Origin of the sequence: Microbacterium hydrocarbonoxydans (genome assembly GCF_000956475.1) — a bacterium.
Lineage (GTDB): Bacteria > Actinomycetota > Actinomycetes > Actinomycetales > Microbacteriaceae > Microbacterium > Microbacterium hydrocarbonoxydans_A.
The window spans coordinates 185,694-207,800 of the sequence record NZ_JYJB01000005.1 but is presented as its reverse complement, the minus strand read 5'-3'; the positions used below and the strand labels follow the sequence as shown (position 1 = coordinate 207,800).

Genomic DNA, 22,107 nt, shown 5'->3' with positions numbered 1-22,107 from the left:
GCCGAGACGAACCGCGAAGCGTGCGGAACCTCGGGTGAACGGACGCTGAACTCTTCCGAGTCGCGCGCGGTCACCCCGCATTCCCTTGAGAGAGTCGTCGTGGATCCATCCCCACATCCATGAAAGGGCTCCGATGAAGCGCCGCGACCTCTCCGTCACCGCCGACGCCACCGCCCGGTGCGGCGACCTCGCCGCTGGCGACCCGCTGCCCGTCGTGGCCCTGGCCTGAGCGAGCGGTCATGGGCACTGTGCTGGTCCGCCCGCCCGGGCACCGCCGCGACGTCGTGCTGCGACCTGCAGCCATGGCTATGGTCTGGATCGGAGAGGGTCACTCGCACGAGATGATCGCCGTGCCGGGAGTCGCTCTCGGCGACGGAGACGCCCTCGTCGCGGTGGAGATGTCGACGATCTGCAGCTCCGACGTTCACACCGCGCAGGGGAGGGTCGAGGCTCCCGTGCCGCTCGTGCTCGGTCATGAGAGCGTCGGACGGGTGATCGCGATCGGCGATGGAGGGGTGCTCGACGCCGCCGGCACGCCGTTGCGGATCGGCGATCGGGTCGTATGGTCTGTCACGATCTCGTGCCGGTCATGCGATCGGTGCTCGGCGGGCCTCACGCAGAGGTGCCGGACGCTCGGCAGGTACGGCCATGACCGGATCGGCGGGCATGGCGATCTCACCGGATGCTTCGGAAGCCACGTGCAGCTGCGCGCGGGCACCACGATCGTGCGGGTGCCCGAGACGCTCCCGGCATCCGTTCTCGCTCCCGCATCGTGCGCGACGGCGACGGCCTGGGCGGCCGTCGCCCGCGCCCGCCGCAGCCTGGACGGCGCTGCGGTGCGCATCCACGGCGCGGACCTGGTCGGCCTGTCGATCGCGGCGATCGCCGCCGAGTACGGGGCGTCGGTGGAGGTGCTCGATCCGAACCCCGCACGGCGCGCCCTGGCCGCCCGATTCGGCGCGACCGGCATCGCCCGAGATCCTGACCTCGTGTTCGAGGCCTCCGGGCAGGCCGTGGCCGAGGCGATCGCCGGTGTCGCGGTCGGGGGCACAGTGGTCCTCGTGGGCAGAGCGTGCGCGGCGGAGCCCGTGCCGGTCGACGCGGAGAGGATCGTGCAGGGGCTCGTCACGATCGCGGGCGTGCACGACTGCACAGGCCCTGAACTGGCCGAGGCGATCGCCTTCCTCTCCGGGCGCGGGCGCGCCTACCCGTTCGCCGACGCGGTCGGCGCGGTGCGCCCGCTGACCGAACTCGATGATGCGCTCGCCGCAGCATCCGCCCCAGGCGCCCCGCTGAGGATCGGGCTGGTACCGGGCTGACCCTCCGGCGGTGTACGCAGGGGACCGGCCGGGCGAACCGTCTCAGCGTGGAAGAGGAGAAGCCGCAGCGCGGCGTCGGACGCATCGTCGATGACCTGCTCGGGGTCGCCGAGGAGGCTGAGAGCCCGGTGCCCCGTTCCCTGTCGTGTCGCCCAGCCGAGAAAGACGGTTCCTGCGGGATGTCCTCCTTCAGGCCCCGGGCCGCCGACGCCCGTCGTCGAGACGCATACGTCAGCGTCGAAGAGCGAGAGACCGCCCTCCGCGATCTGCTGGGCGCACGTCGCTGAGCAGGGGTCGGTGCCCGGTGTGAGGCCGAGAAGGCGCTCCTTCACGTCTGTGAGATACGCGACGACGCCGCCCGCGAACCAGGTCGACGCGTCTTCTCCCGCCCCGACTGCTGCGGCGAGCCGGCCGGAGGTGAGCGACTCGACGACGCACACACGAAGACCCCTTTCGCGTGCGATCTCGCTCAGGCGATGAACCTCTTCCATACCGGCGCTCAGCGCGAGATGCTCTCGACGGTCTTGCCCGTGGTGGAAGCGGACAGAGACAGGGCGATGTCGGCCTGGCTGACGATGCCCACGAGAAGACGATCCTGGATGACGGGAAGCCGGCGCACCTGGTGCTCCTGCATCAGGTCGAGCGCCACTCGCACGTCGTCGTCGGCGGCCACCGTCACAGGCTTTCCCTGTGCGAGAGCGCCCGCGGGCGTGGTCTCCGGATCCATCCCCATCGCGATGCCGCGCACCACGATATCTCGATCGGTCAGCATGCCCTTGAGCTTGCTGTCCTCTCCGCAGATCGGGAGGGCGCCGACATCGAGGTCGGCCATCACGGATGCCGCGATGCGGAGCGAGTCGTTCACACCGATGCAACGAGGGCTCGGCGTCATGATCTCGGCTGCAGTGGTCATGGGTCTTCCTAACTGGTTGCGTGTCTTAGTTCCGTGACGGCGACGATAGGCGCACTCACGGCGCGCAGGAGGGGGATTGACAAACCCCAGGAGCGCTCGTCAAGCCCCTTGGCACGCATCCCACTCCTCCGCCATGATGCTGATGCACGGAAGGGAGGGGCAGCATGCCCGTAGATGAGGAGACCGCGGGGATGCGGTCGATGTTCTGGACCTGGATGACCATCATCATCGTGGGGCTCGCCGCCATGATCCTCGTGCCGTTGAGCGGGCGGTGAGCATGCGACGGGCACTGCGCGACAACGGGCTCAGCCTGTTCTTCCTCGCACTCTTCGCTCTGGCATTGGCGGGGCAGTCGATCGCCGGCTTCTTCCGCAACAACTCCGAGCTCCTCGACCACGGCATGCCGGCGATCGGCTTCGGCGAATTCGTCACCTCGTCGGATTTCCTGGTCGACGTGGCAGAGAACTGGCAGTCTGAGTTTCTGCAGTTCTTCCTGTTCATCGCCGCGACCATCTGGCTGGTTCAGCGCGGATCGCCCGAATCGAAGAAGCCGGGCGATGAAGGTCCGGGCGACGATGCCGACCAGCGGATCGGCGCCCACGCCGACCCGCGCTCACCGCGGTGGGCGCGGGTCGGGGGATGGCGCACGGTGGTCTACGGCAACTCGCTGCTCATCGTGATGGGTGCGATCTTCCTGCTGTCGTGGCTCGCCCAGTCGCTCGGGGGTCTCGTCGTCATGAACGAGGAGAACGCGATGCACGGAACGGCCGCGATCACCTGGCTGGACTATGTCGTCTCACCCGACTTCTGGGATCGCACGCTGCAGAACTGGCAGTCCGAGTTCCTCGCCGTCGGCAGCATGGTGGCCTTCTCGATCTACCTCCGCCAGCGGGGCTCAGCGGAGTCGAAGCCGGTGGGCGTGCCCCATCACGTGTCGGCGCTGGAGTCCGAGTGACGCACGGGGTCGGTCCCGGTCGACGTCTCGACCGGGACGTCGGTTCCTGATTCGGCAACTGCCCGCTCATCGTCGGAGTAGTCGGGGCGGGGCGGCTGCATCGGCTGGTCGGAGTATTCGCCTCCCTGCCGGCCCCCGAAGGGTCGGCCGTGGTCGGCGAACTCGTCGCGAGCGAACACGAGGGTCCACGGACCCACCGTGAACCGCGCTCCCGTGCGGAGAGTCTCGGTGCGATCCTCGCCGTGCGTCGCAGCGACGCCGGCGCTGGCGTTCATCTCTCCCTCGCCATGCAGCTCGAGAACGTACTCGTCGCGGTCGTCGTGCGTGATGGTGGCGTGCACCGGATCGGTGTCGGCCAGCCTCAGCTCGTTGTCGGCGGCTGAGCCGATGCGCACCAGGTCCGCGTCGAGCGCGAACTCGGCGCGCTCATCGTCACGGGTCAGGCGGAGGCGGGGAGAGCCTGCGCCCCATTCCGCGTGCGTGGTGGTCGGGTTGTACCCCTCGTCGGGGCGTTCGTCGATGTAGCGTCCGTCCATGGAAAGCAGCCTCCTCGTGTCGGGATCCCGAGCCTAGATCGGGGCGGCCGCACGGCAGAGGGGGTTGACTTCAGACCGGTTGAGTCGCCGTCGCCCCGCCGGGGAGCATGTCGGATGCCGGAATCGTGATCCCGCCGCTCGAGTTCGCGGAGTTGGCCATCGCGGTGATCCACTCTTGCTGCAGAGGCGGCGGCGTCGGCTCGTCGAAGATGAATCGCAGCGGGATCGCCGGATGCAGCCACAGCGTGGAGCGGCCCTGGGGGCTGCCGTCCGGGTGCTGCCATGACAGCGTGAAGCTCTCATTTCGACGCAGCTTGGTGGCGATGACCACCTTGAGATGAGCGAGCGCCAGATCGTCGATGCAGACCGGTTCTTCGGAGTCGTCGTAATAGAGCAGGCCCATACCGAATACGCTACGCATAGGGGGAAGATTTCGACAGTCCCATCCGGACTGACAGCAAGCCAGAAGGAGCGCTCTCGATGGGCAAATTCATCTACGAAGACGGTGTGAAGACGGAGATCGAGGATCGAGCGCTCACTCACCTCCAGCTCGTGATCACGGCGAAGCTCCGCCGAGGCGAGCCGTTCCCGTTCAGCTGGCGCGAGGACGCGAGCGTGGGCGGCGGACGGACGACCGTATGGATCCAGCCGGGCAGCGCCCTGGTCTTCAAGTACTTCGGCAGCCGCCAGCCGGCGATCAACCGCGCATGGATCGAAGCGCTCGCCTTCACAGCGAACGCACCCAGCGGGCTGTACCTGGTTCCCGAGCCGCCGGAGGCGGGCGAGACTCCCGGTGCGGGAGACGTGCCGGTCACGCCGCCGGTCTGATCGAGCCTGACACCTGAACGGGGCTGTCAACCCCCGTGCGCCCGGCGCCCATCCCGACGACCATCTCGGGGTGGGCGCCGCCTTGTCCGGGCGCCCGGGAAGGAGCGTTCCGTGACCATCATCGGCTATCACGCCTCGCACGAGCAGGTGCCGCCAGGACGGCTTCTCGCTGACGTCCGCCTGGCTGAGACAGCAGGGTTCGACGCGGCGATGTGCTCGGATCACCTCGCACCGTGGACCCGCAACCAGGGGGAGTCGGGCTTCGCCTGGTCGTGGATCGGGGCGGCCCTGGCCACCACCCGCATTCCGATCGGGCTCGTCACGGCACCGGGGCAGAGATACCACCCCGCCATCACCGCGCAGGCGATCGCGACCGTGGCCGAGATGTTCCCCGGCAGATTCTGGGCGGCACTGGGCAGCGGCGAGGCGGTGAACGAGCACGTGACAGGCGATCCCTGGCCGGACAAGGCCTCGAGGGATCAGCGGCTGCGCGAATGCGTCGAGGTCATCCGCGATCTGCTCGCGGGTGAGCGGGTGAGCGTTGACGGACACGTGCGGGTGCACGACGCGCGGGTGTGGAGCCGGCCGTCGAGTCCGCCACCCCTTCTCGCCGCTGCCGTCAGCCCGCACACGGCGAGCAGTGCGGCGGAGTGGGCCGACGGAGTCATCACGGTGGGGACGGATGCCGCCGCGAGCGGTGAGACCTTCGACGCGTATCGCCGGGCCGGCGGCGCCGGGCGCACGGCCCTGCAGGTGCACGTCAGCCTCGAAGACACCATGGAGCAGGCCATGCGCACGGCGCGCGAGCAGTGGTCGCATGCGACCGCTCCGGCCGAGCTCATGTGGGACCTGGAACAGCCGGAGGATTTCGAGGCCCGGGCCGACCCGACGGATGAGAAGCTGCGGCAGGCGGTGATCGTCACCTCCTCGACGCAGGAGCTCGCCGAGCGGGTCGCCGAGCTCTCGCGCGGTGTCGACGAGATCTATCTGCACCACGTCGGTCGCGCGCAGTCTCCCTTCCTGCACAGGTGCGGCGCCGAGCTGATCCCGGCGATCAGAGCGCTCCTCGGCGGGGAGAGCCAGTCATGAGGGCCGCCGACACGAGCGATCTCTGGTGGCGGACGGCCGTGGTCTACTGCCTTGACGTCGAGACCTTTCAGGACTCCGATGGAGACGGCGTCGGAGACTTCGAGGGGCTCGCGAGCCGGATCGACTATCTGGCGGATCTCGGCATCACCTGTCTGTGGCTCATGCCCTTCCAGCCGACGCCCGATCGCGACGACGGCTACGACATCACCGACTTCTACGGCGTCGATCCCCGGCTGGGAGACCTCGGGCACGTGGTGGAGCTGCTCCGGATCGCCCACGGTCGTGGACTGCGGGTGATCATCGATCTGGTCCTGAATCACACCTCTGACAAGCATCCGTGGTTCGTCGCTGCGCGGCGCTCTCGCACCTCCCCGTTCCGGGACTACTACGTGTGGCGGGATCGGCCGACGCGCGGATCGAAGAACCTCGTGTTCCCCGGAGAAGAGGACAGCGTCTGGGAGAAGGACGAGCGCACCGGTCAGTACTACCATCACAGCTTCTATCGGCATCAGCCCGACCTGAATCTCGCGAACCCGGCCGTGCGTGCCGAGATCGCGAGGATCGTGGGCTTCTGGCTCGAGCTCGGCGTCGACGGGTTCCGGATCGACGCCGTGCCGTTCCTGATCCAGCAGCCCGGCGGACCCCAGACCGCTGATCCGCACGACTTCCTGCGAGAGCTGAACCGCTTCATCACACGTCGTCGCGGCGACGCCATGCTGCTCGGCGAGGTGAACCTCCCGCACGAGCAGCAGCTCGAGTACTTCGGCAACAAGGGTGCGGAGCTGGACCTCCAGTTCGACTTCACGACCATGCAGGCGTGTTTCCTCGCCTTCGTGAGGCACGACTCGGGACCCGTCGCGGAAGTGCTGCGGGCGCGGCCCAAGATCGATGCGAGCCAGGGGTGGACGATGTTCCTTCGCAACCACGACGAGCTCACGCTCGATCAGCTGAGTGAGCAGGAGCGTCAGGAGGTCTTCGAGGATCTGGCGCCTGATGAGCAGCAGCGCGTGTACGGGCGCGGAATCGTACGACGGCTCGCCCCGATGCTGCGCGGCGACCCTCGTCGGCTGCGCATGGCGTACAGCCTGATGTTCTCGCTGCCCGGAACCCCAGCGCTCTTCTACGGCGAGGAGATCGGGATGGGAGAGGTGCCGGGTTTCGCCAGCCGGATGGCGGTGCGGACGCCCATGCAGTGGCTCCCGGACCGGACGGGCGGATTCTCGACGGCTCCGGTCTCGCGCCAGCGCAGAGAACTCGCGAAGAGCGGCTACGGGCCGGAGCACGTGAACGTGCACGAGCAGCAGCGCGACCCGGATTCCCTGTTGTCGTTCATCCGGACGCTCACCACCCGCTACCGCGAGGCTCCGGAGATCGCCTGGGGCTCGGTCGCGGTGCTCGACGCACAGGACCCGGCGGTTCTCGCCCACACCCTGAGCGCAGAGGGCGTCGTCTTCCTCGCGCTGCACAACTTCGGAGACGAACCGCGGCGAGTGGAGCTGTCTGCGCGCGACGTCGGCGGGAACGTACTTCATGAGCTGCTCTCGTCCCGGCCTGCGCTCACGGCCGAGAGAGGACGGTTCGAACTGGATCTGGACGCTTACGGATTCCGCTGGCTGAGAGTGGGGGAGGCCGAATAGCTCTGTGCGGGGCGTCGGGCCCTGTCAACCCCCTGGAGGCCGGATGCGATGAGCCACCAGGCTCGAAGGCGACCGGAGAAGACATCGAGACACGAGGAGCGCCATGAGCGAGAACACCGCCGACCCCCGTCACGCACACCGTGAGGAGGGCTTCCCCTCGCAGCATCAGGACCAGCCGGGCCACACCGACGAGACCATGCCCAAGCCCGACCACGGTGAGGAGAGCTACGTCGGCCACGGCCGGCTCGAGGGGCGCCGTGCCCTCATCACGGGAGGGGATTCCGGGATCGGCCGGGCCGCTGCGATCGCCTTCGCTCGCGAAGGCGCCGACGTCGCGATCGTGCACCTGCCGGAAGAGCAGGCGGATGCCGATGAGACGGTCGGGCTGATTCGCGAAGCGGGGCGCAACGGCATCAGCCTCGCGGGCGACATCCGCGACGAGACCTTCGCCGCCGACATCGTGTTCGAGACGCGCAAGGCGCTCGGCGGCCTCGACGTGCTGGTGCTCAACGCGGGCTACCAGCACGACATCGACGGCATCGAGAATCTTCGCACCGAGCGGATGCGGCGGGTGTTCGAGACCAACCTCCTCTCGCAGCTCTTCACGACGCGCGCCGCGATGCCGGACCTGGAGCCGGGAGCGAGCATCATCGTGACGGCATCCATCCAGGCCTTCAACCCCTCGCCGGGCCTCCTGGACTACGCCATGACGAAGGCCGCTCAGGTCGCGTTCGTGAAGGCGCTCGCGGAGGAGGCGGGGCCGCGCGGCGTGCGTGTGAACGCCGTCGCACCAGGCCCGATCTGGACCCCGCTGATTCCCGCGACTGGCTGGGATGCCGAGCGGCTGAAGACCTTCGGGTCCGACACCCCGCTTGGCCGGGCCGGGCAGCCGGCCGAGCTGGCCGGTGCGTACGTGTATCTGGCCTCGACGGAGTCGTCGTACGTCTCCGGTTCGGTGCTCGCCGTGACAGGAGGCAAGCCGCTGTGATGCACCCCCGGCTCTAGGCTGGAGAGGTGCAGTCGCCCGCGTCGTCCCGCCCCCTCGTGGGCGTCGCCCTCGTCGTCGGCTCGTGCCTCTCCCTGCCTTTCGGCGCCGCGGTCGCCGCTCAGCTCTTCCCCGTGCTGGGCCCATGGGGAGTCACGTCGCTGCGCGTCGCGATCGCGGCGCTCGTGCTGTACGTCGCCGTGCGACCGAGGCCGCGGCGGTGGAACCGGCAGCAGTGGACTGCCGCAGTGCTGTTCGGGGTCTCGCTCGCGGCCATGAACGGCTGCTTCTACGCAGCGATCGAACGCATCCCGCTCGGCCCGGCCGTGGCCATCGAGTTCCTCGGTCCTCTCGTGCTCGCCGCCGTGCTCACCCGGCGTATGGCCGACGCGGTCTGGGTGGGTGTGGCGCTCGCGGGTATGGCGCTTCTCGGCATCGACGGCATGATCGGGTCAGAGCCGCTGGACCCGGTCGGGCTCGCCTTCATCCTCGTCGCGGCCGCCTTCTGGATCATGTACATCCGCATGAGCGCGCGAGTGGGCAGGCTCATCCCCGGTCACAGCGGGCTGTCGGTCGGTCTCCTGGTCGCGGCTGTCCTGCTGCTGCCCGTGGGCGTGCCGGCAGCCGTCACGGTCGTCGCCGCACCGGATCTGCTGCTGCTCGCCGTGATCACTGCTGTGCTGTCGTCCGTCATTCCCTACACCTTCGAACTGGCGGCTCTGCGCCGTCTGCCCCAGCGCGTGTTCGGGGTGCTGCTCAGCCTGGAGCCGGCATTCGCGACGCTCGCCGGATGGCTGATCCTCGGTCAGGACGCGACGATCCTGCGGATGCTGGCCGTCGCCCTCGTGATCGCCGCGAGCGTCGGCACGACGCTGGGTGTGCGGCGCGAGAAGCGGGACGAGGGGCCGTTCACGGCGCCCATCCCGCTTCCCGAGTGAGTCGGATCCCGACGTTCAGGCCCGGACTGCGGCCGGCTCAGGCAGAGGATAGCGGCGCCGCAGCACGACCCGCTGCACGAGCGTCCACGCGACGGTGACCGTGAGGTAGAGCGCGGCTGCGAGCGGGACGAACACGGCGAAGACGGCCGTCAGATAGTGCAGGGCGTTCATGACGCGCAGCATTCCCGGCGACGACATCGGCGAATCGTCGACGGGCGCCGGGGCGAACACTCGCCTCGTGATGTCCGCGATCACGAGCATGATCGCGATGAGGACGCCCGTGACGAGCAGGGTCTGCCCCGAGAACGGACCCGCGGTGAGCATGTGCACGAGGCTCGTGTCGAGAGGTGCGCCGAAAAGGTCGTGCGTGAGCAGCTCGTTCGGATGTCCGGCGATCTCGGGCCGGATGAACAGCGTGTACAGGATGCCGACGACCGGCGCCTGTGCGAGCACCGGCAGCATGCCGGCGAAGGGGGAGGTGTTCTCGCTGCGGTACAGGTCGAGCATCGCGGCCTGCAGCTTCTCGGGGTTCTTCTTGTGCTTCTGCTGTAGCGCGCGCAGCTTGGGGGCGAGGCGGGCTCTGGTCTGCTCGGCCTTCGCCTGCGAGATCCCGACCGGGATCAGCAGAGTGCGCACGAGCAGGGTCACGATGACGACGGCGAGGGCGGCGGATGCCGTGCTGAGCGGGTCGAGGAGGGTGGAGAGCCCGGCCATGCCGCGGTAGGCGGTGTCGAGCAGCCAGGTCAGGGGAGGGAAGGCGAAGATGTCCAATGCGTTGTCCGTTTCATGAGTCGGGAGGGTCGGCGAAGACCGCGCACTCCCGATCGGGGACTACGCGGGAACGGCGACTCCCGGCGCACGAGGACGCGGGTGTCCGGCGGCATCCGGATCGCTCTGGTCGAGCCGCGCGCCCACGCCGATGGCGCGGAGCGGATGCGGTCTGTCTGCCTGCCTGAGGGGAAGCAGCGTGAGAGTGACGGCGATCGTGAGCACGGCCACGGCGACGAGCGCGATCGCGAGGCCCAGGGCCGCGGCATCCGGAACCTGGATGAGCCCGAGCGCGGCGGCGACGAAGCTCAGCATCTGGCCGAACCACTCGCTCATGCGCGCACCCCTTCTCATCACGTTCGCAGGCTTGTGCAGTGAGGCTATCATCCTCGTCACAGTCGATCCTGCCCGTGCGCTGCGGGCGTAACGTCGAGAGCATGAGCCTCTTCGATGTCGAGCATCCGATCGTCCTCGGCCCCTTCGGCGGGCTGTCTTCCGTGGCGCTGACGGCCGCGGTGAGCGAGGCCGGAGGGCTCGGCTCGTACGGTCTGTACGGGTATGACGGCGACCGGATCCGGTCGACCATCGCCGCCCTGCGTGCCGCGACCTCGAAGCCGTTCGCCGTGAACATCTGGCTGCCCACGGGTGATGAGGTCGAGCCGAACGCGCAGCACGCGATGTTCGCGCAGGCGCTCGAGCCGTTCTACTCGGCGGTCGGCCTTGACGTGCCTGCCCGACCGGAGCGATACCTGCCGCCGCTCGAGGAGCAGGTCGAGGCGATCCTCGAGGCGGCGCCCGCGGTGCTGAGCTTTGTGTTCGGCGTGCCGTCGACGTCGCTCGTGGACGAGGCGCATCGGCGCGGCATCCGCCTCGTGGGCACCGCGACCACCGTCGCCGAGGCTGTCGCGCTGTCGTCTGCCGGCGTCGATGCTGTCGTCGCGACAGGTGCGGAGGCGGGCGGACACCGAGTGTCGTTCCTGAAGCCTGCGGAGGAGTCGCTGGTCGGCCTGTTCGCACTGCTGCCGCAGGTGGTCGATGCGGTCGACGTGCCGGTGATCGCCGCGGGCGGCATCTCGGATCGGCGGGGAGTGGCTGCGGCATTCGCCCTCGGGGCGGCTGGAGCGCAGGTGGGCACCGCGTTCCTCGCGACGGCGGAGTCGGCCGTGAACGACGCGCATCGCGGGGCGATCCGCTCGACGGCCGCGGATGACACGGTGCTGACCAGGGCGATGAGCGGCCGTCTCGCGAGGGGTGCTCGCAACCGGGCGGTGCGCGCGATCGAGGCGAGCGGAACGATCGCGCCTTTCCCCATGCAGAACTGGCTCAGCGGGCGCTTCCGGGCTGCTGCGGGGGAGCAGAACCTCGGTGAGCTGCAGTCGCTGTGGATGGGGCAGGCCGCGCCACTCGCCCGGTACGCCTCGGCGCGCGAGGCCTTCGACGAGCTCATGGCCGGGGTGCCGGGCGCGGAGTGACGGGCAGCCCCGGCATCCGCCTCGCTACAGGATGACGGTGGATTTGCCGTGCACGATCACGCGGTCTTCGGCGTGCCACTGCACGGCTCGGGCCAGCACGAGGCGCTCGACGTCCGCGCCGCGACGCTGCAACTCGGCTGCCGACTCGGAATGCGTGACGCGCGTGACGTCCTGCTCGATGATCGGCCCCTCGTCGAGGTCGGCCGTCGCATAGTGCGCGGTCGCGCCGATGAGCTTGACTCCGCGCTCCTTCGCACGCGCATAGGGGTTCGCCCCGATGAACGCCGGCAGGAAGGAGTGGTGGATGTTGATCACCGGGGCGCCGAGATTCACGATGAAATCGTCGGTGAGGATCTGCATGTAGCGGGCGAGGACGACGAGGTCGACGTTGCCTCGCAGCAGCTCGAGCTGCCGCTGCTCCATGGCCTGCTTGTCGCCGGAGGGGATGTGTACGAAGGGGACGCCGAAGGAGCGCACGGCCTCGGCGAGATCCGGGTGGTTCGACACGACCATCGTGATGTCGATGTCGAGCTGGCCGCGCTGCGTGCGCCACAGCAGCTCCATGAGGCAGTGGTCGTACTTCGACACGAAGATGGCGACCCGCTTGCGGCGTGCGGTGTCGTGCAGCGACCATTCCATGCCGAAGCGCTCGGCGACCTTCCCCAGGTCGGCCTCGAGAGCGGGGCGGGCAGCGGAGAGCCCGGGCAGGTGGATGACGGTGCGCTGGAAGAACCGACCGCCCTCGGAGTCGGTGGAGTGCTGGTCGAGGGAGATGATGTTCGCGCCGTGCTCCGAGAGCACACCGGCGACGGCGGCGACGATGCCGGGCTGGTCGTCGCAGGCGATGAGCAGACGGGCGGTATCAGGCTGAGACATGGGGACTCCTCGAGGGTGTGCATCGATTCTGCCGTGGATGCCGGTGCCGGGCGAATCGGCTCCTACCCTGGAGATGTGGACACTGCCTCTCGACTGCTCGACGATGCCCGATCCGCGCTCGCCGGAGCTGCCAAGGAGGGCCTCGGAGAGGAGCGGCAGTCGCGCTGGCGAGGGCATCGCATCGTGCGCGTGGGCGAGGCCTGGCATATCGGAGTGTTGCTGCTCACCGATGCGGACGCGCTTGCCACAGCCGAGGTGCTGAGGGCGGCTGAGCCCGGGCGTCGCGGGTACACGGCCGAGTCGGCGCGCTCCCGGGCAGAGCGCCGTGCGCTGGCGGTGCGGGGCGGGTTCCGCGAGGGCGAGGTCGTCCACGTCGGCTGGAGCGCGATCGACGTGGATGCGGTGGATGCCGGCGGGGCGTCGGGTCCGCTCGCCATGGTCGAGGGGGTGCCGTCGGTGCGTTGGAGCGCCGCGGGTGGGTTCATGCCGCTGGCGAAGTACCTGGACGAGCGGGTGCAGCTGCTCCTCGGTTCGCGTTGATACTTCGCGCGGGGATGGGGTCGTGGATGCGGGCGGCGTTCCGCTCCCCGCGGGTCGTTGAGCGAGCTCCGTCCGCCCCCTTCGGTCGTTGAGCGAGCGCAGCGAGACGAAACGCGGTGACCTCGTTCTGGTCGTTGAGCGAGCGCAGCGAGACGAAACGGTGTGGCGTTCCGGTTGCAGTCGGTGCCGTTTGCACGCGATTCAGACGGCGTGAACTGCGACCGGAGTGCGGGTTAGTGTCGCGCAGGAGGGCCGTCGAGAAAACGGTGGAAAAGTTTCTCTGATCGGCCTGTTTTCGGGGTGGGAATGTCGGTGGCCCTCGGCATGATGGAGGTATGAACAGCATCGCCGGAACGCTCGCGCAGGTCGCGTCCGTTCTGCGTGCGGTGCTGTCCGATGACGGCGTGGCGGGTCTGTCGGATGGGGAGCGGGCGGAGGTGCTGCGGGGTTTCGGTGAGGTGTCGCGGCTGATCGACGCGGGGATCGTGGAGACGGTCGCGACCGCGGATGTGGAGTTCGGGCACCGGTTCGGATGCCGGGGCATGAACGAACTGTTGCAGCGAGCCCTGCTGACCGACGCCCCGTCGGCATCGAAGATCGTGAAAGCCGCCGACCTGGTGCACCGGGAAGTGAGCCTGGTGTCCGGGGAGCGGCTCCCGGCGCGGTGGCCGGCCCTGCGTGAGGCCCTGCTTGACGGTGCGGTCGGGATCGCCGGGGTGCTCGCCGCGACGAATCCGATCGAGTACGCCCGCACCCGGATCGGTGTCGACGAGCGACTCTGGGCGGACGAGGCCCTCGCCGGACACGCCCGTGGACTCCTCGACGCGGCGGACTCAGCCGATGGCGACGGAAGCATTGCGGACGTCGATCCGGCGGAACAAACGGATGCGGACGCGGACGCCGCCGATGATGCGGACACGACGGCAGAATCGGGTGCGGGCCCGACGCATCCGGGTCCTCCCGCGACGGCGGATGATCTGCGGTTGCTGTCGTCGACGCTCGCGATGATCCTGGACCCGGACGGGGCCGAGCCGACCGACCGGGATGCGCAGCAGGGGCGGTTCCTGAATCTCGGGCGGTTGCACAAGGGCGCGCATCGATTGGCGGGGAGTGTCACTCCGGAGGTCGCGGCGCAGCTGCAGCAGATCTTCGACGCGTTCAACAACCCGAAAGTCGGCGGCGCGCCCGCCCCAGGGGTGACATTCACCGAGACAGACGATGCGGGGGACGTGTTCAACACCGATCCGCGGAACGTGATCGACCCCCGCGCCCCCGGCCAGAAACGCCACGACGCACTCGCCGCAGCCCTCGGGATCGCCGCCCGCCACGAAGCCATGCCCACCCTGGGCGGCGCCGCCCCCACACTCGTGGTCCACGTCGATGCGAAAGATCTCGCGGCGGGCACCGGGTGGGCGACGGTCCCCGGCTCCGGGGCCCCGGTGCCGCTGTCTGTCGCGGCGCACACCGCGTGCGTGCACCGGGGCGATTCAGCGGGTTCTGTTCGATGAAGGCCGCATCATCGGCATCAGCACCACGGACCGGGTGTTCAACGCCCACCAGCGCCGCGCGATCATCGCCCGTGACAGGGAATGCCTGATCCCTGGATGCCATGTCCCCGCCTCCTGGTGCGAGATCCATCACGTCACCGAACACGCCCGCGGCGGACCCACCCACACCGACAACGGTGTGCCCCTGTGCTGGTGGCACCACCGCTCCCTCGACCACTCGGGGTGGGAGATCCGCATGAACGCAGGGGTCCCGCAGATCCGCGGACCCGCCTGGTGGGACCCCACCCAACAGTGGCGCACACCCCGTCTCTCCGCGCCGTCAGCACCCGCCCGCCATACCTTGCTGCGCACCTGACCGTGCACACAACTGCACACAACTGCACACCTCCCGGCACGAGGACCCAGCGCCGGCGAAGGAGGCGACGCCGGATTCCGTCGCGTCGCCGCGGTGTTCCCGAGAGCCTTCGTCTCGGTCGCTGCGCTCCCTCCCTCAACGAACGGGAGGGTTCGGGTCGTTGTGCGAGCGACGCGAGACGAAACGTGTGTCCGCCACCTTCGGTCGTTGTGCGAGCGAACCGAGACGAAACGAAACGTGTGTCTCCTGCCGGGGCATCACGTCGACCGGCCGAGTACGCGTTTCGTCTCGGTCGCTGCGCTCCCTCGCTCAACGAACGGGAGGGTTCGGGTCGTTGAGCGAGCGACGCGAGACAAACGTGTGTCCGCCACCTTCGGTCGTTGTGCGAGCGACGCGAGACGGAACGTGTGTCCGCCACCTTCGGTCGTTGAGCGAGCGAACCGAGACGAAACGAAACGTGTGTCTCCTGCCGGGGCATCACGTCGACCGGCCGAGTACGCGTTTCGTCTCGGTCGCTGCGCTCCCTCGCTCAACGAGCGGTGTGCAGGATCGTGCGTTTCGCCTCGCTCAACGACCAGGGGAAGGGGCGTGGTTCGGCTTGCTGCGCCGCGCAACCGGACCGCGAGCTCGTTGCGTTTCATCTCCCTGCGCTCGCTCAGCGGCCGGGAGACTCTGCGCTCACCCAAGAAACCGCAGGGCTGAGCGGCCGCGCGTCAGGCGGCGAAACGCTCGGCGAACCGGCGCAGGAGCGCGGCGCCCTCGGTGACGGATGCCGCGAGCACCTGTCCCTGCACGAGATCGAACTCCTCGGGGTCGAAGTATCCGGTGGTTCGGTAGAAGGTCATGCGGTCGGCGAAGTCCCGCGGGGTGGGCTCAGGGTGGAACTGTGCCGCGTACAGGTGCGTGCCGACGCGGTATGCCTGCACCGGGCAGACGTCGTTCGTGGCGAGCAGCACGGCGCCCTCAGGGACCTCGACCGCGCTCTCCTTATGTGCCGTGAACACGGTGAGCGCCGGGGCGCTCGGGCCGAACACCGGATCGGCGGCGCCTGCATCGGTCGTCTGGATGACCGTCGCACTCGCCGACTCGGGAGTGTCGTTCGCGACCTCGCCGCCCAGCATCCGCGTCAGGACTCCGATGCTGAAGCAGGTGAAGAACGCCGCGATCCTCGCCTCCATCGCCGCGCCGGCGATGCGCTGGAGATCGGCCTCGACGCGCAGCTGCGGGGACGACTTCGACGGGTCGCTCACGTTGAACGGCGAACCGCCCACCACGACGCCTCGATACCGCTCGAGCCGGTCCAGGTCGAGCCTCTCGTCGAGCAGATCGAGTCGGTCGACGACGTCTGCGCCGAGCGCCCGCCGGAACGAGGCGTGCTCGGCATCCGCCGCCCCGATCTCGGGTCGCACGCAGACGTAGAGAAGCGAAGCCACCCGGCGATTCTACTGAGCACGGCGCGTGGGCTCCGGCGCGCGTCGAATCGTTACCCTCCCCGGCCGGGTGGCCCGGGCGGCGGGCGTCAGTGCAGGGTCTCGCCCCGCCTGAGCATCTCGACGTACTGGGCGACCCGCGCGGCTCGCGACTCCGGCCGCTTGAGCTGAGACACCCGGAACGCCATCGCGAACCGGTTCTGCGCCGACTGCGCGGCGTACGCCAGGGCGACTTCCGGGTCGGCATCCAGAGCAGCCTGAAGCTCCGCCGGCACCTCGCCGTCGCGCTGCCGGTAGGCGGCATCCCAGCGTCCGTCCGCCTTGGCGCGGTCGATCTCGCGCTGGCCCTCCGGACGCATGCGGCCCTCGTCGATCAGCCTGGTCACGTGACCGATGTTGACCTTCGACCACAGACTGCGCGGACGTCGGGGCGTGAAGGTGTGCAGGTAGTAGTCGGCGTCGAGGGATGCCGTCTGCCCGTCGATCCACCCGAAGCACAGCGCGACGTCGAGCGCTTCGGCGTAGGTGATCCCCGGCAGACGCGACGCCTTCTTCCGCACCCGCAGCCGCACGCCGTTCGGGTCGGGATCAGCGCTCAACCACGCTTCCCACTCCGCCACCGAATCGACGTGGAGCTCGGGTTTGTCGTTCGCAGCGGCGGCCATGACAGCGGGGTTCGGAGTCAGCGCGAGGAGTTCGCGGTGCGTCCTCGGACGATCCCGACGAACGTGTCGACGTCGGCGGTCGTGCGCTCGCGCGGCCAGGCGAGTGCCACGGTCGAGGTGGGGCCGTCTGCAAGCACCCGGTAGTCGGCATCCTTGCGGTGGTGCAGCCGGGCGAGTGACATCGGCACGATCACGATTCCCACGCCGGAAGCCGCGGTCGCGATCGCCTCCTCGGTCGGCAGCGCGGCGAAAGAGGCGGCCACCGTGCCGGGGAACTCGAGCGCGCCGAACGGGTCGTCGACGAGTCGGATCACGACCTCTCCCTCGAGGTCGGCGACGGTCAGCTCCTCGGCGGCCAGCAGATGCGAATCGACCGAGGCGACGACCACGGGCCTCTCGTCGTAGAGCGCGATCACGTGCAGACCGTCGTCGTCCGCAACCGGCAGACGCACGAGAGCCGCGTCGACCTCGTCGATCGCCGAGCGCTGGCCGGCGATCTCGACGGGCACGAGTTCGAGTGGCACCCGGGGCATCCGCTCTTTCCATGCATCGATCCACTTGCCCGGCGTCGCTCCGGCGATCACACCCAGCCTGAACGTACGGGGTTCATCGGGCTCGGGAGCCGGCGCATCGAACACGACCTTGACGGTCTTCTTCGGCGGCTTGCGCGGCGGGAAGCGCTCGGCCGGCGCCGCCTTGTTCCTGCGCACCGGTCCCGATGGACGCCGAGGTTGTTTCGCCATCAGGCCAGGGTATCGCCGACCGCCGTCAGCTTCCCATCGGCTGTGCGGAGCGGCCGACCGCAGCCTTTCGCTGCAGACGGCGGATCAGCCCGATCGTGCCGCAGATGAGCACGACGCCGCCGAGTGCAAGCAGCACTATCGCAGTGATCGAGCCCGGCGTCAGCGACATGATCCAGTCGGACACCCCGTCGCTGCGGCGATCGTCTGATAGCAGCCCGATCATGATCACCGCGATCACCGCGAAAACCAGTCCCCAGATGATCGCGGCCCAGCGGATGCGCGGCGGATCGGCGGCAGCGGACGCTGTACTCCCGTACGGGGCCGGCGGTGCGGCCGGGTAAGGGGCGGTGGCGCCGTCAGGGGCGGGCGAATCCTCGAACGCCGGGGTGATCGGGGGAGCGGATGCCGCCTCTTCGGTGGCCATGTCGTCGGTGCTCATTCTTCTTCCTCCGCCGGTTCGTGGATGATGACCTGGATGTAGCCGCCGTGCTGGGTGATGCTCACCGGCTGGACGGTCCTGATGGGCTCCTTGTCCGACGAGGCGCGCTGGGTGACGTGCACGTCGCTCGTCTGGGCGGCCCACACTCCGCTGTCGATGATCTGACCGGATTCATCGCTCATGCGGATCCAGCTGATGTCGGTGGACTCGACCGTGGCATCGAGCACGAGCTCGACACCGGGCAGCACATCGATCCTCGTCGAGCCCGATCCCTTTGTGACGTCGATGGGGCGGACCGTGTCATCGTGCTGAGCGAGGTTCATGTAGAGCTCGCCGAACGGCTGCGTCATGGTGGTCGCACGGTCGTTCGAGATGCTCGCCCAGCCCAGCGTCACCTGCGGCAGCGCCGCGACTGCGCCGGCGATCAACCCGCCCATCAGCGTCGTCGCCGCGACGAAGGCGAGGAACCCGCTGCGACGGCGCCACACACCGGCGACGATCATGCCCAGAGCGAGAACCAGCGCGGCGGACAGCGCTCCGATGGCGCCGGCGGCAGCGCCGAAGCCACCCCAGAGGCCGACCCCTGCCCCGACCACGACCGCGAGCCCGATCACCGCGGCGACGTAGGCGACACTCGCCCTCGGGTTCGAGGCTCGACGGATGCGCTGCCGTTCCGCTGCCGCCGCGGCGAACACAGCCGCCTCCGCCTGGCGCTCACGGCGCAGCTGGTCGCGGACGGCCCGCTCTGCATCCTGCTGCTGACGACGCCACAGCTGATCCTGCTCCTTCCAGGCGGCATGCTGCTCGCGCCAGACCGCGAGAGACTCGGCGTCGTTGCCGCCCGGAGCTGCGGGAGGCTGCGGGCGGACGAGCGGCACAGAGCCGGGGGCAGGCGACGGCCAGGCTGCGTCGGCCATCGGCACGCCATTCATCGGGAGAGTCGAGCCGGCGGCATCCGCAGAAGGGGCGCCCGCACCCTCGGGCGTACCCGAAACGCCGAGGGTGGCGGGCGCGGCCGGGGCCGTCGGATCTGCAGAAGCCATCGGCAGATCCGGCGCAGAGGCACCCGGGGCGCGACTTGCGGCGCGCACGATGAGGATGAGCAGGAAGACCACGATGCCGAGACCGACGATCCAGCTGAAGATCGACAGAGCCGACCAGTTGACGTAGCCGAGACCGAAGACCGTGCCGGTGAGGGGCGCGGTCGGGATCAGGCCGATGACCGCCATCGCGAGGATGCCGAGCTGCACCGGCTGATAGTCCTGGCGCAGCAGGTCGCGGGCGTGAGTGCGACCGTCGGCGTCAGGCAGCAGCGCCCAGGCCAGCGCATACAGGAAGATCACGGGCAGTCCGAAGAGCGCGGCGACGACCAGCACTCCGCGTACGATCAGCGGATCGATGCGCAGCCGTGCGGCGATGCCCGCAGCCACGCCGCCCAGCCATCCCTCCGACCGCGCCACGCCGAGACCTGCGACCCACAGGAAGAAGCGGTCGCTGCTCTGGGGCGTCGGAGAAGGAGGGGGCGGAGGCGGCGCGGAGGCGGCATCCGGCCCCGCGATCGGCGGCTCTGTGGGAATCGTCATGAGTCGATCCTCGCGGCATCCGCTCGCCCGCCGCCATGGGGTGTTCCCCTGAGCGGTCCCTGATTCCTGCCCCTGACGCCCCCTCGGGAACGAGCCGGATGGTTGGATGGCGTCATGTCCACTTCCACTGCGCCGGCGTCCGTGCGCCCGCGCCCGCCGCTCGTGCGCGACCGCGAGTGCGCGGTGGCGGGCGTGAGCACAGGGCTCGCCCGGCATCTGGGCGCGCGCGTGTGGATGGTTCGGGCGCTGTTCGTCGTGCTCGCGCTGTGCGGTGGGTCGGGGGTGATGCTGTACGCCTGGTGCTGGGTGTTCACGCCCTGGGCCGAGGGAGAAGAGGCGCCGACGAGGCGGATGCCCGTGGCCTGGACGCTCCTCGTCGGCGCCGCGATCGGCGCGATCGCCGTGCTGTCGTGGAGCGTCGGACGGTACGGCGAGGGCGACCCCGGAGCATCGCATGCCGCAGCCGTCGTCGTAGGGGCGACCTCGGTTCTCGCGACTGCAGCGGGGCTGTGGGCGACGCTGATCGACCGCTCCGACACCGCACGCGGGCCCCGTCACGCGATGATCGTGCGAGTACTCGCCCTGATGGTGCTCGCCGGAGTGTTCGGCCTGCTGCTCGTGATGCGGCCGGGCGCCGCATCGACCGTCGCTCTGGTGCTGCTCCCGCTCGCGGGCCTTCTGGCCGTGCTGTCGTCGACATTCGTGCACCGCTGGCGCGAGCTCGCAGGCGAGCGGGTGCGGCGCATCCGCGAGGAGCAGCGCAGCGAGATGGCCGCCCACCTGCACGATTCGGTGCTGCAGACGCTCGCCCTGATCCAGAATCGCGCCGGTGCGTCGAGCGAAGCCGCCCGTCTCGCGCGAGCACAGGAGCGCGAGCTGCGCGCGTGGCTGTACGACGGCGACGCACCTGCCGACGGCGACCTGCCCACCGACCTCCGCGACTACGCGGGGGCTCTCGAACTCGATTATCCGGTGCGCATCGACGTGGTCTCGGCCGGTCTGTCGACCGAGCGCGCGAGCGGCGGCCTGGCTGCGGCGGCCCGCGAGGCGATGCTGAACGCCGCACGTCACGCGGGCGGCGAGATCTCTGTCTACATCGAGGGCAGTGCGGCCTGTGTCGATGTGTTCATCCGCGACCGCGGCCCCGGCTTCACGCTCGACGAGGTGCCGAGCGACCGCCTGGGCGTGCGAGAGTCGATCGTCGGCCGCATGCGACGCTCCGGAGGCTCCGGCAGCGTGCGCAGCGATGAGAACGGCACCGAGGTGCACCTGCACCTCCCGACAGGAGGAGAGCCCCGTGTCTGACGGCATCCGCGTCGTGATCGTGGACGATCACTCGATCTTCCGCTCGGGGCTTCGCGCCGACCTCGATGCGAGCGTCGACGTGGTCGGCGAGGCGGCCGACGTGCCGAGCGCGATCGCGGTCATCCGAGACACCATGCCGGACGTCGTGCTTCTCGACGTGCACCTGCCGGGCGGCCCTTCGATCCCCACGCCCCCCTCCGAGCGCCGCTCCGCGTCGCCCGGAGCCTCCGGGGCGCGTGGGCCCGGCTCAGGGACCCAGAATGCGGAAGCGACGGGCGGCGAAGCCGTCATCCGCGGCTCGCAGCCGACGGCGAGCCGCTTCCTCGCTCTGAGCGTGTCGGATGCCGCGGAAGACGTCGTCCGCGTCATCCGCGCCGGAGCCCGCGGCTACATCACGAAAGGCTCGTCTGGGGCCGAGGTGAGCCGCGCCGTGCACGCCGTCGCCGGAGGCGACGCCGTGTTCTCGCCGAGACTGGCAGGCTTCGTGCTCGATGCCTTCGGCGCCGTGTCGGGGGAGACCGCGACGGCGCAGGACGAGCTCGACCGCCTGTCAGCACGCGAGCAGGAGGTCATGCGATTGATCGCCCGCGGCTACGCGTACAAAGAGGTCGCAGCCGAGCTTTTCATCTCGATCAAGACGGTCGAGACCCACGTCTCGGCGGTGCTCCGCAAACTGCAGCTGTCGTCGCGGCACGAACTCACGGTCTGGGCCTCGGAGCGCCGGCTGCTGTAGTCGGCGCCCCCGCTCAGGCTGCGAGCCAGAGACCCTTCGGGTCGGTGGCGACCGTGAGACCGGCAGCGACGGTCTCGTCATCGCCGATGCGCGCCCCGCGCACGATGCGTGCGCCCGGTCCGATCTCGGTGCGGACGCCCACATGCGCGCCGTCGCCGATCGCGGCGCCCTGGCCCACGTGCGCGTGCGCATCGATGTGCGCGTTGTCGCCGATCACAGCATCCGTGTCGATCCACGCACCGCGTGCGATGGTCGCTCCCTTGCCGACGCGGGCGCCGGGCTCGATGTACGCACCTGCTTCGATGTGCGCCATCGGATGCACCTTCGCGCCATGCGCGACGAGGCCGCGACCGTTGGCGTGCTTGCGGTACCGCAGCGTTCCGCCCTGGTCGTTCTCGATGTCGACGTAGTTCTTGCCCACGATTCCTCCCGTGTTCCGGAGTTCTCCGGATATAGCAACAACCACCGACCGTCCGGATTCATTCCCGGG

25 protein-coding genes are annotated in these 22,107 nt (G+C 69.4%); 12 read left to right on the top strand and 13 right to left on the bottom strand.

The features are described from left to right. Positions 1 to 239: 239 nt before the first annotated feature. Entirely contained in the window at positions 240 to 1,319 is a 1,080-nt protein-coding gene (locus RS84_RS03305) for an alcohol dehydrogenase catalytic domain-containing protein (protein ID WP_045256323.1), read from the top strand. On the opposite strand, the gene RS84_RS18860 is transcribed toward RS84_RS03305, so the two are convergent. Together RS84_RS18860 and RS84_RS03300 are read right to left on the bottom strand one after the other, a co-directional pair. Then, on the bottom strand, positions 1,205 to 1,810 hold the full coding sequence (locus RS84_RS18860) for a CinA family protein (protein WP_200891957.1): 606 nt from the start codon (positions 1,808 to 1,810) through the stop codon (positions 1,205 to 1,207). The genes RS84_RS03305 and RS84_RS18860 overlap by 115 nt on opposite strands. An 8-nt stretch (positions 1,811 to 1,818) precedes the next feature. Then, complete coding sequence (locus tag RS84_RS03300; protein WP_045256322.1) at positions 1,819 to 2,232, bottom strand: CBS domain-containing protein; 414 nt, start codon at positions 2,230 to 2,232, stop codon at positions 1,819 to 1,821. Between the two features lie 277 nt (positions 2,233 to 2,509). Here RS84_RS03300 and RS84_RS03295 point away from each other — a divergent pair, with 277 nt between their 5' ends. Further along, complete coding sequence (locus RS84_RS03295; RefSeq protein ID WP_045256321.1) at positions 2,510 to 3,187, top strand: DUF6766 family protein; 678 nt, start codon at positions 2,510 to 2,512, stop codon at positions 3,185 to 3,187. Here the strand turns inward: RS84_RS03295 and RS84_RS03290 are convergent. Next, positions 3,160 to 3,723 (bottom strand): FHA domain-containing protein, encoded by a 564-nt coding sequence (locus RS84_RS03290; protein WP_235281371.1) that lies wholly within the window; start codon positions 3,721 to 3,723, stop codon positions 3,160 to 3,162. The two genes, RS84_RS03295 and RS84_RS03290, sit on opposite strands and share 28 nt — an antisense overlap. 70 nt (positions 3,724 to 3,793) lie before the next feature. After that, positions 3,794 to 4,126 (bottom strand): hypothetical protein, encoded by a 333-nt coding sequence (locus RS84_RS03285; RefSeq protein WP_045256320.1) that lies wholly within the window; start codon positions 4,124 to 4,126, stop codon positions 3,794 to 3,796. 77 nt (positions 4,127 to 4,203) lie between these two features. Here RS84_RS03285 and RS84_RS03280 point away from each other — a divergent pair, with 77 nt between their 5' ends. The 5 genes from RS84_RS03280 to RS84_RS03260 all read left to right on the top strand — a co-directional run bounded on the left by RS84_RS03280 (position 4,204) and on the right by RS84_RS03260 (position 9,200). Further along, positions 4,204 to 4,551, top strand: a complete 348-nt coding sequence (locus tag RS84_RS03280) for a hypothetical protein (RefSeq protein WP_045256319.1) — start codon at positions 4,204 to 4,206, stop codon at positions 4,549 to 4,551. Between the two features lie 111 nt (positions 4,552 to 4,662). Beyond that, the gene (locus tag RS84_RS03275) at positions 4,663 to 5,640 is read left to right on the top strand and encodes a TIGR03885 family FMN-dependent LLM class oxidoreductase (protein ID WP_045256318.1); all 978 of its coding nucleotides are present in this window, start codon (positions 4,663 to 4,665) and stop codon (positions 5,638 to 5,640) included. Next, entirely contained in the window at positions 5,637 to 7,277 is a 1,641-nt protein-coding gene (locus tag RS84_RS03270; protein WP_045256317.1) for an alpha-amylase family protein, read from the top strand. Before RS84_RS03275 ends, RS84_RS03270 begins: the two co-directional genes overlap by 4 nt. Positions 7,278 to 7,380: 103 nt before the next feature. After that, a complete protein-coding gene (locus RS84_RS03265; RefSeq protein WP_045256316.1) occupies positions 7,381 to 8,265 on the top strand; it encodes an SDR family oxidoreductase in 885 nt (294 codons plus the stop codon). 26 nt (positions 8,266 to 8,291) lie between these two features. After that, the gene (locus RS84_RS03260; protein WP_045256315.1) at positions 8,292 to 9,200 is read left to right on the top strand and encodes an EamA family transporter; all 909 of its coding nucleotides are present in this window, start codon (positions 8,292 to 8,294) and stop codon (positions 9,198 to 9,200) included. Between the two features lie 15 nt (positions 9,201 to 9,215). On the opposite strand, the gene RS84_RS03255 is transcribed toward RS84_RS03260, so the two are convergent. Further along, on the bottom strand, positions 9,216 to 9,971 hold the full coding sequence (locus RS84_RS03255; protein WP_045256314.1) for a YidC/Oxa1 family membrane protein insertase: 756 nt from the start codon (positions 9,969 to 9,971) through the stop codon (positions 9,216 to 9,218). Between the two features lie 60 nt (positions 9,972 to 10,031). Then, on the bottom strand, positions 10,032 to 10,304 hold the full coding sequence (locus tag RS84_RS03250; RefSeq protein WP_045256313.1) for a DUF6412 domain-containing protein: 273 nt from the start codon (positions 10,302 to 10,304) through the stop codon (positions 10,032 to 10,034). Between the two features lie 101 nt (positions 10,305 to 10,405). Here RS84_RS03250 and RS84_RS03245 point away from each other — a divergent pair, with 101 nt between their 5' ends. Continuing rightward, positions 10,406 to 11,440, top strand: coding sequence for an NAD(P)H-dependent flavin oxidoreductase (locus tag RS84_RS03245; protein WP_045256312.1), 1,035 nt, complete (start codon positions 10,406 to 10,408; stop codon positions 11,438 to 11,440). A 24-nt stretch (positions 11,441 to 11,464) separates the two neighbouring features. Here the strand turns inward: RS84_RS03245 and purU are convergent, their stop codons facing one another. Beyond that, positions 11,465 to 12,316 carry a formyltetrahydrofolate deformylase gene (purU, locus tag RS84_RS03240; protein WP_045256311.1) on the bottom strand — a complete coding sequence of 284 codons (852 nt, stop codon included), beginning with the start codon at positions 12,314 to 12,316 and terminating at the stop codon, positions 11,465 to 11,467. Between the two features lie 75 nt (positions 12,317 to 12,391). Here purU and RS84_RS03235 point away from each other — a divergent pair, with 75 nt between their 5' ends. Beyond that, the gene (locus tag RS84_RS03235) at positions 12,392 to 12,856 is read left to right on the top strand and encodes a hypothetical protein (RefSeq protein WP_045256424.1); all 465 of its coding nucleotides are present in this window, start codon (positions 12,392 to 12,394) and stop codon (positions 12,854 to 12,856) included. A 335-nt stretch (positions 12,857 to 13,191) separates the two neighbouring features. Next, a complete protein-coding gene (locus RS84_RS03230) occupies positions 13,192 to 14,364 on the top strand; it encodes a DUF222 domain-containing protein (protein ID WP_045256310.1) in 1,173 nt (390 codons plus the stop codon). A gap of 1,068 nt (positions 14,365 to 15,432) precedes the next feature. Here the strand turns inward: RS84_RS03230 and RS84_RS03225 are convergent. From RS84_RS03225 to RS84_RS03205, 5 genes are all read right to left on the bottom strand, one after another. Beyond that, positions 15,433 to 16,152 (bottom strand): glutamine amidotransferase-related protein, encoded by a 720-nt coding sequence (locus RS84_RS03225; protein WP_045256309.1) that lies wholly within the window; start codon positions 16,150 to 16,152, stop codon positions 15,433 to 15,435. A gap of 86 nt (positions 16,153 to 16,238) precedes the next feature. Then, on the bottom strand, positions 16,239 to 16,814 hold the full coding sequence (locus RS84_RS03220) for a YdeI/OmpD-associated family protein (RefSeq protein ID WP_045256308.1): 576 nt from the start codon (positions 16,812 to 16,814) through the stop codon (positions 16,239 to 16,241). Between the two features lie 17 nt (positions 16,815 to 16,831). Then, positions 16,832 to 17,557, bottom strand: a complete 726-nt coding sequence (locus RS84_RS03215; protein ID WP_200891956.1) for a substrate-binding domain-containing protein — start codon at positions 17,555 to 17,557, stop codon at positions 16,832 to 16,834. Between the two features lie 25 nt (positions 17,558 to 17,582). Further along, on the bottom strand, positions 17,583 to 17,996 hold the full coding sequence (locus RS84_RS19545) for a hypothetical protein (protein ID WP_082062011.1): 414 nt from the start codon (positions 17,994 to 17,996) through the stop codon (positions 17,583 to 17,585). Further along, the gene (locus RS84_RS03205; RefSeq protein ID WP_045256306.1) at positions 17,993 to 19,579 is read right to left on the bottom strand and encodes a PspC domain-containing protein; all 1,587 of its coding nucleotides are present in this window, start codon (positions 19,577 to 19,579) and stop codon (positions 17,993 to 17,995) included. Before RS84_RS03205 ends, RS84_RS19545 begins: the two co-directional genes overlap by 4 nt. 114 nt (positions 19,580 to 19,693) lie before the next feature. Here RS84_RS03205 and RS84_RS03200 point away from each other — a divergent pair, with 114 nt between their 5' ends. Continuing rightward, on the top strand, positions 19,694 to 20,884 hold the full coding sequence (locus RS84_RS03200; RefSeq protein WP_045256305.1) for an ATP-binding protein: 1,191 nt from the start codon (positions 19,694 to 19,696) through the stop codon (positions 20,882 to 20,884). Next, positions 20,877 to 21,617: a LuxR C-terminal-related transcriptional regulator gene (locus tag RS84_RS03195; RefSeq protein ID WP_045256304.1), complete on the top strand. Its 741-nt coding sequence runs from the start codon at positions 20,877 to 20,879 to the stop codon at positions 21,615 to 21,617. Before RS84_RS03200 ends, RS84_RS03195 begins: the two co-directional genes overlap by 8 nt. Before the next feature lie 13 nt (positions 21,618 to 21,630). Here the strand turns inward: RS84_RS03195 and RS84_RS03190 are convergent, their stop codons facing one another. After that, positions 21,631 to 22,038: a transferase gene (locus tag RS84_RS03190; protein WP_045256303.1), complete on the bottom strand. Its 408-nt coding sequence runs from the start codon at positions 22,036 to 22,038 to the stop codon at positions 21,631 to 21,633. Positions 22,039 to 22,107: the final 69 nt, after the last annotated feature.

Excerpts from the sequence above, each read along its gene's own strand:
- RS84_RS03305 (WP_045256323.1), top strand. The coding sequence starts at position 240 with ATGGGCACTGTGCTGGTCCGCCCGCCCGGGCACCGCCGCGACGTCGTG.
- RS84_RS18860 (WP_200891957.1), bottom strand. The coding sequence starts at position 1,810 with ATGGAAGAGGTTCATCGCCTGAGCGAGATCGCACGCGAAAGGGGTCTT.
- RS84_RS03300 (WP_045256322.1), bottom strand. The coding sequence starts at position 2,232 with ATGACCACTGCAGCCGAGATCATGACGCCGAGCCCTCGTTGCATCGGT.
- RS84_RS03295 (WP_045256321.1), top strand. The coding sequence starts at position 2,510 with ATGCGACGGGCACTGCGCGACAACGGGCTCAGCCTGTTCTTCCTCGCA.
- RS84_RS03290 (WP_235281371.1), bottom strand. The coding sequence starts at position 3,723 with ATGGACGGACGCTACATCGACGAACGCCCCGACGAGGGGTACAACCCG.
- RS84_RS03285 (WP_045256320.1), bottom strand. The coding sequence starts at position 4,126 with ATGGGCCTGCTCTATTACGACGACTCCGAAGAACCGGTCTGCATCGAC.
- RS84_RS03280 (WP_045256319.1), top strand. The coding sequence starts at position 4,204 with ATGGGCAAATTCATCTACGAAGACGGTGTGAAGACGGAGATCGAGGAT.
- RS84_RS03270 (WP_045256317.1), top strand. The coding sequence starts at position 5,637 with ATGAGGGCCGCCGACACGAGCGATCTCTGGTGGCGGACGGCCGTGGTC.
- RS84_RS03265 (WP_045256316.1), top strand. The coding sequence starts at position 7,381 with ATGAGCGAGAACACCGCCGACCCCCGTCACGCACACCGTGAGGAGGGC.
- RS84_RS03250 (WP_045256313.1), bottom strand. The coding sequence starts at position 10,304 with ATGAGCGAGTGGTTCGGCCAGATGCTGAGCTTCGTCGCCGCCGCGCTC.
- RS84_RS03245 (WP_045256312.1), top strand. The coding sequence starts at position 10,406 with ATGAGCCTCTTCGATGTCGAGCATCCGATCGTCCTCGGCCCCTTCGGC.
- purU (WP_045256311.1), bottom strand. The coding sequence starts at position 12,316 with ATGTCTCAGCCTGATACCGCCCGTCTGCTCATCGCCTGCGACGACCAG.
- RS84_RS03230 (WP_045256310.1), top strand. The coding sequence starts at position 13,192 with ATGAACAGCATCGCCGGAACGCTCGCGCAGGTCGCGTCCGTTCTGCGT.
- RS84_RS03220 (WP_045256308.1), bottom strand. The coding sequence starts at position 16,814 with ATGGCCGCCGCTGCGAACGACAAACCCGAGCTCCACGTCGATTCGGTG.
- RS84_RS03215 (WP_200891956.1), bottom strand. The coding sequence starts at position 17,557 with ATGGCGAAACAACCTCGGCGTCCATCGGGACCGGTGCGCAGGAACAAG.
- RS84_RS19545 (WP_082062011.1), bottom strand. The coding sequence starts at position 17,996 with ATGAGCACCGACGACATGGCCACCGAAGAGGCGGCATCCGCTCCCCCG.
- RS84_RS03205 (WP_045256306.1), bottom strand. The coding sequence starts at position 19,579 with ATGACGATTCCCACAGAGCCGCCGATCGCGGGGCCGGATGCCGCCTCC.
- RS84_RS03200 (WP_045256305.1), top strand. The coding sequence starts at position 19,694 with ATGTCCACTTCCACTGCGCCGGCGTCCGTGCGCCCGCGCCCGCCGCTC.